7 protein-coding genes are annotated in these 10,398 nt (G+C 40.0%); all 7 read left to right on the top strand.

The window, feature by feature from the left end:
* The first annotated feature begins 113 nt into the window (after positions 1–113).
* A complete protein-coding gene (locus OCV54_RS14450; protein ID WP_022216712.1) occupies positions 114–392 on the top strand; it encodes a DUF4176 domain-containing protein in 279 nt (92 codons plus the stop codon).
* Positions 382–1,605 carry an HNH/ENDO VII family nuclease gene (locus OCV54_RS14455; RefSeq protein ID WP_055224708.1) on the top strand — a complete coding sequence of 408 codons (1,224 nt, stop codon included), beginning with the start codon at positions 382–384 and terminating at the stop codon, positions 1,603–1,605. Before OCV54_RS14450 ends, OCV54_RS14455 begins: the two co-directional genes overlap by 11 nt.
* A gap of 11 nt (positions 1,606–1,616) precedes the next feature.
* Positions 1,617–2,087 carry an SMI1/KNR4 family protein gene (locus tag OCV54_RS14460; RefSeq protein WP_055147849.1) on the top strand — a complete coding sequence of 157 codons (471 nt, stop codon included), beginning with the start codon at positions 1,617–1,619 and terminating at the stop codon, positions 2,085–2,087.
* Between the two features lie 166 nt (positions 2,088–2,253).
* On the top strand, positions 2,254–3,204 hold the full coding sequence (locus tag OCV54_RS14465; protein ID WP_055147846.1) for a PASTA domain-containing protein: 951 nt from the start codon (positions 2,254–2,256) through the stop codon (positions 3,202–3,204).
* Positions 3,205–3,206: 2 nt separating this feature from the next.
* Positions 3,207–5,144 (top strand): leucine-rich repeat domain-containing protein, encoded by a 1,938-nt coding sequence (locus OCV54_RS14470; RefSeq protein WP_055147843.1) that lies wholly within the window; start codon positions 3,207–3,209, stop codon positions 5,142–5,144.
* 14 nt (positions 5,145–5,158) lie between these two features.
* The gene (locus OCV54_RS14475; protein ID WP_055224710.1) at positions 5,159–6,931 is read left to right on the top strand and encodes a hypothetical protein; all 1,773 of its coding nucleotides are present in this window, start codon (positions 5,159–5,161) and stop codon (positions 6,929–6,931) included.
* A gap of 17 nt (positions 6,932–6,948) precedes the next feature.
* Positions 6,949–10,398 (top strand): type VII secretion protein EssC (essC, locus tag OCV54_RS14480; RefSeq protein ID WP_055224712.1); only part of this gene is annotated, 3,450 nt, incomplete at its 3' end.

The raw sequence follows: 10,398 nt of genomic DNA on the forward strand, positions 1-10,398 counted from the left end.
AGAAAAAGAATGCAGCGGCAACGGAATCGCTTGCAGCAAATATTATTTCGTAGGAAAGAAGTGCCATCTCTGATAGCCATCAGAGATGGCATTTTGAGATTGAGGAGGTTATTATGATTGAATTTAAGAAATATCTGCCGATCGGTTCGGTTGTGTTATTAAAGAACGCAAATAAAAGGCTGATGATATATGGAAGACTGCAGAAGGCAGAGGATTCAGATAGCGTAAGGGACTATATAGGATGCCTGTATCCAGAGGGAAATATATCTACAAAACAGACGTACATGTTTGATCATGACCAGATAGAACGGGTATATTTTGTTGGATTTCAGGACCCGGAAGAGTTTGAATTTGTTGACAAATACCTGAATGAGGGAAATAATGGAAAATAGAGGAGTTCTTTTGTATGTAGACTTGGGCAAGCTTGAAGATGAACCATACAGGCTGTCAAAGATATATGATACACTTGGACAGTATATTGATGATATCAGACGTCAGAGAGATATAATATACATAAGCAAGATGGCGGAATCTCTGGATATATCATCCCTGGACAGATATCGTGCTCAACTGGTAGATGAATATGATCGGCTTGGGACTCTGAAGAAGGTTCTGGATGAGGCATACGATCTGTATAAAGAATGTAACGAAAAATTCGAGGCATCTGGACAGACTCTATGCAACCTGTATGCTGAAACTCCGTGGTATGAGACCAGTGAAGGAAAGCTGGCTATAGGCATAGGCGTGCTTGTGGTTACTGCTGCAGTGGCGATAGTCTGCCCTGCAGTACTAGGGGCGGCGGCCGCCACGGTAACACAGTCTATAGCGACATCTGCTATTATTGGTGCTGCCACGTCAGGCGTTATGAATGGAATAGCTTCAATGAAATCCGGCAAGTCATTTTATGATGGATTTGCAAATGGTTTTGAATCTGGAGCAATATTGGGTGCAATCAGTGGAGGATTAGGAGCTGGAACATCTGCAATTATGTCTGGGGCAGAACTCACAGTAGGAAGAGTCATGGCTGTAAAAGCTATGAATATGGTATCTGATGCAACTGTAGATACTGTGGTATATGCGTATCACTCAAACAAGTATGATAAAGACTTTACTGGCGGAGATATAGTTAAGACTTGGGTAAAAAGTGCGGCAACATCGTTTGCTATGCAGTCTGTTGGAGGTGGGAAGTCGTCGTCAAAGGCGGAGAGTGAAAATGGTGTTATATCTACTGGCAAAGGACAGGGAGGGGGTGGAGGTAATGTTAATTGGAAGAATGGCAAAAAAACTGTTGATGTAAACGGAAAAACTGTTACAATGGATAAAAACACATTTGATCCTGGTTTTGTAGACAAACAGGGTCGAACGAATACACAGAGAATGGAGCAAGGACTGGCACCTATTGGAACAGATGGAAAATCTGTTAATATACATCACATTGATCAAACAGATAATGGACCAGTTATGGAAATAACGGCTACAGAGCATCAGCAGAATTACAGCAAACTGCACACTAATATAGGACAAGCTCCATCTAAGATTAATAGAAGTAAGTTTAATAAGTGGAGAAGAGAATATTGGAAATGGCGAAGTAATAATTTAGATTAGTGGAGGTATATATGAGCTATACAAATTTTATTAAAGCAATGGAGTTAGCACCTAAATGTAAATTTTATACTACAGCGGGGGGGAAAAACGAAGAAGAAATTAGAAAATCAGAGCAAATGCTTAATATAAAATTTTCAAATCAAAGTATAGAATTTTATAAAAAATATGGCTATTTATCATTTTATGGTAATGAAATTTTTGGAATTGACCCAGATGATGATTCAGGAATATTGGAGGGGAATTCTGTTGCTTATGCGTTAAATGACCGGAAAGAATATAACTTACCTAATGAGTGGATACCTATATATAATTTTGATGATGGGAATATGGCATATTTAGATTATTCATATTTAAACGAGCAAAAAGAGCCTAGGGTTATAATGGCATTTTATAATGGTAAGGAATATGAGATAGTTGAAACGTTAGCAGAAGATTTTGGGGATTTTGTTTTGCAATTAGTGCAAGAACAAACAGAAGTGTAAAACTATAAAGGCATGATTTGTAAAAATACATTGTTTACTTAACAACATTTGTTATGAAAACAATGTATTTTTTTATAATTAAATAGAGAAAAACTAAATGACTGTTGACAAAAATAATTGATGATGCAATACTATTGTTTGACAATAATGTAAAGGAGATGGTGTTGTGTCGCGGGAAGATGATGTTGGAGCTGCGGGCGTTGGAGAAGCTGCGAAGGATAGCAGAGATGAGCTTGAAGACATTTTAAAAGCACTTGAAGCTGGTGATTCTGACAAGCATGGACCCAATATGAAGATCATCATAGGTGTAATAGCTGGAATCGTATTGGTTTCAGTTGTGTTAATTATCATGATGGTTAATAGGAAATCTGTTGTGCCTGATTTTGTTGGGCACACAACGGCGGAGGCAAAACAAATTGCCAGAGAGTCTGGTGTAACGCTTGAGGAGAAAAAAGAATACAGTTCTGAGGTAGAAGAAGGATGCGTTATCTCACAGGATATAGCCAAGGGAATGAAGGTGAAACGTAAGGCTTCAGTTGGAATAACGGTCAGTAAAGGCAAGGAGATGACAGTTGTGCCGGAATTTGTTGGTGAAATTCTGGATGATGCCAGAGCTATGGCTACAGAGGCTGGTATAGAGCTTGAAGAAACTGAAGAATATAGTAAGGATGTTGCGGCTGGCTTGATAATTGAACAGCAGGATACACAGGGAACCAGCATAGAAAAGGGGAGTTCTGTAAAGGTCACAGTAAGCCTGGGAGAGCAGACAGTAAAACTTCCTGACTTTGTAGGTATGACCTTGAATGATGCAACTATACAGTGTTCAACCCTTGGAATCACCTTTAGTACCCTCCAGGAGAATTCTGATACCGTTGATGAGAATGTGATCATCAGACAAAGCGTAAAGGCGGGAACTGAGATGACTGAAGATACTCAGTTGTATCTGATAGTGAGTAAGGGCAAGAAGACAAGCTCGTCTGTGGCTGCAAGCTCCGGTTCAGCAGGTGGTGGATCGGGATCATCTGGTGGTTCGGGAACAAATGAACAGGCGGACAGCGGAACATCAAGCGTAAATGAAGATGAGTTTATAACAGAAGAAGAAGAGTGGGGTGATTGATCATGAAAAAGGAGTTAAAGAGAAGGATAATTACAGTAATTGTAGGAGCAGTGATTATGTGTATGGTCAGCCTTGTTCCAGAAATGGTACAGGCATATGCTTCGACGAATGCAGTGTCGGAGGATGCTGGAATCAGGGCTGAATATAATGGTGACAGTGGGGTGCTGACATTGGATGTTTCCACAAATAAGGCGATGATTGACTTTGGACTGGAGGACAAGAAGCCGTGGACTAATTTCAATGTTATAAAGGTTGTAGTAAAGCCTGGAGTTACACATATAGGTAACAATGCATTTTCAGGATGTACAAATCTGGAGTCTGTGGTTATAGAGGGAGACGAACCTCTCACTATAGGACGAAGGGCTTTTTATGGATGTACTTCTTTAAAGTCTGTGGAATTTTCGAAAGGAACTTTGTCGGTGGGGGCGTATGCATTTGCCAGATGTTCAAGTTTGAAGAATGTAGACATGTCTGGATCTCAGATATACGAACTTGGTCAGTTTGCATTTGGAGAGTGCTATAGCATAACCGATTTGAAATTATCAGAGTATACCAAGAATCTGGGAGACTATTGTTTTCAGGGCTGTAACAGAATAAAGAACATAGATATTCCTGATAATTTATCAAGTGTTGGAAATTGTGCCTTTGCGGGATGCGAATTGTTAGAGCATCTGGATTTTTCGGAAAGACTGACAAAACTGGGCGATTTCTGTTTTATAGGGTGCAAAAATCTTCAATATGTTAGATTGTTAAGAAGACCGGCGGATGCGGATTTTGGAACCGGCTTGTTCAAGGAGGGAAATCCAACCGGAACATATCTGTATACATATGAGGCTGGTAACAACATATATACTCCGGATTCTGATGAGAATGTGATTATCAGGAGGGCTTATAGGTTTGATGAAAACAGTATGAATGTAAGTATTCCGGCTAAGAGTTATTCTTATACGGGAAAGCCTATAAAACCGGTAATTAAAGTTACGGATAATGATGGCTCTGTAGTAAATGCAGATGCATATGATGTTACATACTCGAATAATAAAAATGTCGGAACCGCTGTTATAAAGATTACAGGAAAAAATGAGAATATCGGCACACTCACAATGAAATTCTCAATAGTTCAGGCAGCATGCAAGCTTTCTGTTAAGAAGGATGGTAAGCAGGCCGCAGGTACATATACGCTTCTTCTGAACAGTCGTGGAACAGCATCTATGACCCTGGCAGCTACGACTTCAGGAAATGAGAAGATAAGGTACACAAGTTCAAACGAGAATGTACTCAAGGTCAATGACAGAGGAGTCATAACAGTCACAAAAACGGGTACAGCCAAAATAACAATATGCGCTAATAATAAGACAAAGTCAAATTATAAGCCATGCTCAAAAACAATCACTGTGAAGGTAAGAAAACCTCAGAGCATACAGGTTAAGAGTAAAAAGACACAGTATAATTATAAGAAGGGCGTGAAGAGAAGCATAGGAGCCTCAGCAAAGGGTGGAGTCAGACTTACATATAGTTCATCCAATCCTAAGGTTATTTCTGTAGCGAATAATGGAAAGATAACAATAAAGGGTGTTGGTAAAGCTATAGTTACGATAAAAGCAGGTGATAATGGTGTATATGAGCAGAAGGTAAGAAAGATTACATATTATGTAAGACCGGTGATGTCATCTGTGTCAATTGCCCATAACAGCAAAACACTAAAAGTAACAGTAAATAATCCTACTCCGAATTCAAAGGTTATCGTAAAAGTGTATGAATCGTCAAAGATGAAAAAACTATATGGTAAGCCACATATAAAAACTGTAAAGAAAGGCAAGAAAGTAGTTATTACTGTGAATGTATCAAAGTATAGCAGATACTATCCTGTAATTTATGTGAAGAAAAATGGCGTTGAATCACAGAAGGTTACAAATAGCAGAGGAGATATAAGGAAGTAAAGGGGGCATTTCAGATGACGAGAGTAAAAAAACTTATAGCGGCAGTGATGATTGTCTTGGCTATATGTTCATTTGGTATGGTGCAGGCACACGCTGATGAGTCGGATTCGACTGATGCGGTAAAAACCTATTATTGCATAGCAAATTATCCAGTTGGAGTAAGATTAAGTACATCACCAAACGGAAGAGCGCTTGCATGGATAACCATGACCGAGTCTGAAGCAGCGGATGCGTATGTGTATGGAAAAATAGATTACAGTGAGGATAAAGACGAGCTGAAGATACGTGGACTTACCGCACAGTCCATGAGACTCTACTGCGAAAAACTGGCCATAGGCAGTGAGCCATGCAAAATAGACAAGATAATCTCATGTGGAGGCAGTATCATGACTCTTGAGGTTAAGTCTGGTTCATATCTAAAGTGCAATGAAGTCGTGGGGGCTCACCGTTTTGATATTGCTCCAAGCGGACAGGATAATAATGTGTACAAGCCTTCAGCCTTGAATTTATCAGAGGACAGTGCTGAGGTGATCATTTCAGATGATAAACCATATGTATATACAGGCAAGGTGATAGCTCCGACAGTACAGGTCAAGTATGAGGGAAGAGTTATTGAACAGGGTACAGACTATAAGGTCACCTATAAAGACAATATTAATGCAGGAACACAAGCAAAGATTGTGGTGACTGGATGTGGAGATTATGGCGGAGAGATCCAGAAGGAATTTACAATTAAGCCTGCAAATGTGCAGTCTGCATCGATAGATGTGGCATCTTGTGTATATGACGGAACAGCAAAGTTACCAAAGGTTACAGTGAAGCTGAATGGTGCGGTAATGGGTACTGATAACTATAAGATTACTTTAAAGAATAATGTATCGGCCGGAAATAAAGCGGAGGCAGCCATAGAGGGTTGTAAGAATTTAACTGGAAAAGTAAGTAAGACATTTACAATTTCTCAGGCGGATATAACAAAAGCGACAGTGACATTAGCTGCTAATTCTTATACATATAGCGGAAGTTATTTCAAGCCTGCAGTTACAGTTGCGTATGGAAGTGCAAAGCTGAAGGCATCAGATTATACAGTACAATACGCAAATAATAAAGAGCCTGGTACAGCGACAGTTACTATTACGGCAAATGGTTCCAACTGTGTATCAGGAAAGAGAGTTGTAAAGAATTTTAGAATTGAAAAAAAGGTACCGGTGATCTCGTTCAAGAGTCCTATATCAACAACATGGCACAATGCAAATGGAACACATGGCTTTGAGTGTGTTGCACCTAGTGATTGTCAGGGTACATTTAGCTTCAAATCAAGTAATCCTAAATTGCTTGCGATCAATGCGGCAGGTGGAAGAGTTCAGGTTATGAATAACAAAGCATTTGGCAGTGTAGTGATTACAGCTACCTTTACACCAAAGGGAGCGGATGCTGCGCACTATAGTACAAAGTCTATCACCAGAACTATAAAAGTGGTGCCAAACATAGTTAAGATAGCGAATACAGAATCTAAAAAATCAGGACAGTTATATATACAGTGGTCTAATAGTAAGAAGGAGTATAATGCCAGCGAATACAGGATATATTATTATGGCTACAAGAAGGACAGTGAAGATTGTGGACAGATGTCACTATATAATTCAAAGAGTAAGATAACGGGTACCAGTACAACCATAACCGGACTGAAAGCTGGAAAATATTATATTAAGGTTGTTCCTTGCTATAAGTCAGGCGGAAACGTGCAGAATGGTGCCAGCACAAGTGCTGTAAAGTGTGTTATTAAATAGTCGAAAGAGGAAATCTTATGGAATTTATGACTCCTGTGGATAAATATATGATATCGGGTGTCCATCGTATAAGAATAGGAAGTCTTGACGAGAATGAGATTGTGGTGAGAAGCCCGGAAATGATTGGTGTTCAGACCGAATTTGTGGAAAATGAAAATGGATGGAGTATATGCGATACTGGCAACCATAGCTTGACCGTGAATGGCAATCCGGTACAGTCAGGATACAAGCTTAAATGTGGAGATATTATAGAAGTCGATGCTTTAAGGATAATATACTGTGTGCAGTTTATCGGCGTGCTGATACAGAACCACTTAAAAGATGGTATTATTGTCAATCTGCCGTATATGGATTCTGAGAGGCTTCAATATGCGGATGTTCAGGAAAAAGACAGATTTTTTCACAGATCTCCCAGAAATACGAAGGAGCCGGTTATAGAGTCTGTGACAATTGAGAATCCACCGGCAAAACAGCAGATAGAAAAGAAGCCGCTCTTGATGGTTATAGGACCAACATTTACAATGATGATCCCTATGATGCTTGGAGGAGTTCTTGCTATGTACAGCTACAGATCATCAGGGAGCAATTCTGGAATGCTTATGTATACAGGTCTTATCACTGCTGCTGCATCTGCGGCTATAGGAGTGTTATGGGCCTTCATCAATATGCATTATGATAAGAAGAGAAATGCACAGGGGGAGCTTGACAGGAGATCTGGGTATGCCAGATATCTGAGACGGCAGATAAAACAGATAGCTTATAATCAGAACACTATAAAAAATGTGCTTGGAGATATGTACAAATCTCCTGATGTTATAACGCAATATACAGATCAGTCAACTGAATTGTGGAATAGGAACAGGAATCAGAAGGATTATCTGGTGGAGCGGGTTGGCCTGGGAACATTGGATGTGTCAGAGTATATAACTGTTCCTAAGATACGAATGGAACAGTCTGATGATGAATTGATACAGATCCCGGGCAAAGTAAAGGCTGTATATTCACGAATAAAGGATGTTCCGCAGGGCGTGGATCTCGGAGCTACAGGTATAATAGGTATAGTTGGAGCGGGAGATAAGAGCAAAGCATTTGATGTGGCAAGAACCATGATTGCACAGATAGCAGCGAATAATTCTTATCGTGATGTAAAACTTGCATTTGCATTCGATTCTGAAACTGATAGCAGTGAATGGATGAACTATAGGTTTATGCCGCATGTGTGGCTCGATGATTATAGTGAGAGACTGATGGCGTCAGATAGAAGCTCAGTGGACGACCTGTTTTTCAGAATTATTGATATTCTGAGAGACCGGGAACAGAAAGATTATACTATAGAGAAGCGACAGTTTACTCACATTGTGTTGTTTGTTGCTGATACTTCTCTGCTGGAAGGGCATGCGATAAATAAGTACATAACAACAGATGCACAGAAATATTCTTTCACAGTGGTAACCTTGGCTGATAAGGAATCGCAGTTGTTGAATGACACTACTTATGAGCTTATAATCGACAAACAGTTTTCGGGAATCCATAGGATGAAGACGGATGAGTATAGCCATGTAGATTTTGATAAGGTGACAGAAAGTCAACTGGCAGCTTTTGCCGACAGAATAGCAGTTATAAAGGTGAACGAAGATGTGGAGGCTGGCGGTATACCCGACAGCCTTACATTTTTTGATATGCTGGGAATACAAAGGCTGGAAGAATTGCGGGTTCTCGACAGATGGAAGACAAACAAAAATTACAACAGTATGCGGGCTGTCATAGGTCAGTCGGCTGGTGGCAAGGACTGTATTCTTGATGTACATGAGAAATATCATGGCCCCCATGGGCTTGTTGCGGGAACTACAGGATCGGGAAAGTCGGAGACGTTGCAGACATATATTCTCTCAATGGCGATAAACTACAGCCCTGATGATATAGGCTTTTTCATTATTGATTATAAGGGCGGAGGAATGGCAAACCTGTTTGATGGTCTTCCACACATGATAGGAGCAATATCGAATCTGTCAGGAAGTGCGATAAAGAGAGCTATGGTGTCCATAAAGAGCGAGAATATGCGAAGACAGAGAGTCTTCAATGAGGCCGGAGTGAACAATATTAATAATTATACCAAGCTTGTAAAAGCTGGTGAGGTAGAACTTCCGGTACCACATCTGTTTATAATAGTGGACGAGTTTGCCGAGCTGAAGCGAGAACAGCCGGAATTTATGAAGGAGCTTATAAGTGTTGCACAGGTTGGACGAAGCCTTGGTGTTCATCTGATCCTTTCTACGCAGAAACCAGCAGGAACAGTCGACGAAAATATCTGGTCGAATTCCAAGTTTAAGCTGTGTCTTAGAGTGCAGGATAAGCAGGACAGTAAAGAGATGCTGCACAAGGAGGATGCTGCTTTTATAACTCAGGCAGGAAGGGGATATCTGCAGGTTGGAAATGATGAAGTGTACGAGCTTTTCCAGTCTGGCTGGAGTGGAGCTGAGTATCGGGGAGATGCGGTTTCTGGTGAAGATACACGAACTGCGATACTTTCAGCTTCTGGTTCGGAGATTATAAGAAAGAAGAAAATTGCCAAAGTGTCAAATCCGGCAAACAGCGTAACGCAGTTGGATGCGGTTAAAGAGTATTTGGCCAAGATAGCAAGAGAAAATGGATATAACAGAGATTATAGTTTGTGGATACCACCAATAGCTAATCCTATATTTATAGACGATATAGATAATGAATATCCGATAAATAAATCAGATGATACATATTCATTGGTGGCAACTATAGGAATGTACGATGATCCATCAAGGCAAAGTCAGAAACCATATAGGATAGATATTGCGGATGCTGGAAATATTGCAATATGTGGAACGAATGTAAGTGGTAAAAGTACCTTTGTTCAGACACTTATTGCATCATTGATAACCAGATATAAAGCTTCAGAAGTGAATATATACATAGCAGACTTTAGCAATAAATCTTTGCGGTGCTTTGAACAGGCTCCACAGGTTGGCGGCTTTGTTAGCGAGGATGATGACGACAGAATTAGGAAACTGATATTCTTAATAAACAGGATTATATCTACAAGAAAAAATATTCTTGGTGGAATAAGCTTCAACTCCTATAAAAAAGTTAACAAAAACGATATGCCTGCAGTAGTGTTCATAATAGATAACTATGCTGGATTTCGTGAAAAAACAGCAGAAATATATGATGATAATATGCAGAAGATTGTTCATGATGGTACTGCATATGGAATATATACGATTGTAACTGCAAATGGATTTGGTAATACGGGAATACCTGGAAGGATAGAAGACAATATATCTGAAACAGTGGCATTGAGCCTGAATGAAAAGTATATGTACTCATCGGTTCTGAGAACAGGAAGAGTGGAGCTTGAACCGGAAAATCTAAAGGGAAGAGGACTCATAAAGGTCGATGGAGAAGTAATGGAATTCCAGACAGCGATAGCTACGGAT

It is taken from the genome of Coprococcus aceti (assembly GCF_025567285.1).
In the GTDB taxonomy this organism is placed as follows: Bacteria; Bacillota; Clostridia; order Lachnospirales; family Lachnospiraceae; genus Coprococcus; species Coprococcus aceti.

Excerpts from the sequence above, each read along its gene's own strand:
- OCV54_RS14450 (WP_022216712.1), top strand. The coding sequence starts at position 114 with ATGATTGAATTTAAGAAATATCTGCCGATCGGTTCGGTTGTGTTATTA.
- OCV54_RS14455 (WP_055224708.1), top strand. The coding sequence starts at position 382 with ATGGAAAATAGAGGAGTTCTTTTGTATGTAGACTTGGGCAAGCTTGAA.
- OCV54_RS14460 (WP_055147849.1), top strand. The coding sequence starts at position 1,617 with ATGAGCTATACAAATTTTATTAAAGCAATGGAGTTAGCACCTAAATGT.
- OCV54_RS14470 (WP_055147843.1), top strand. The coding sequence starts at position 3,207 with ATGAAAAAGGAGTTAAAGAGAAGGATAATTACAGTAATTGTAGGAGCA.
- OCV54_RS14475 (WP_055224710.1), top strand. The coding sequence starts at position 5,159 with ATGACGAGAGTAAAAAAACTTATAGCGGCAGTGATGATTGTCTTGGCT.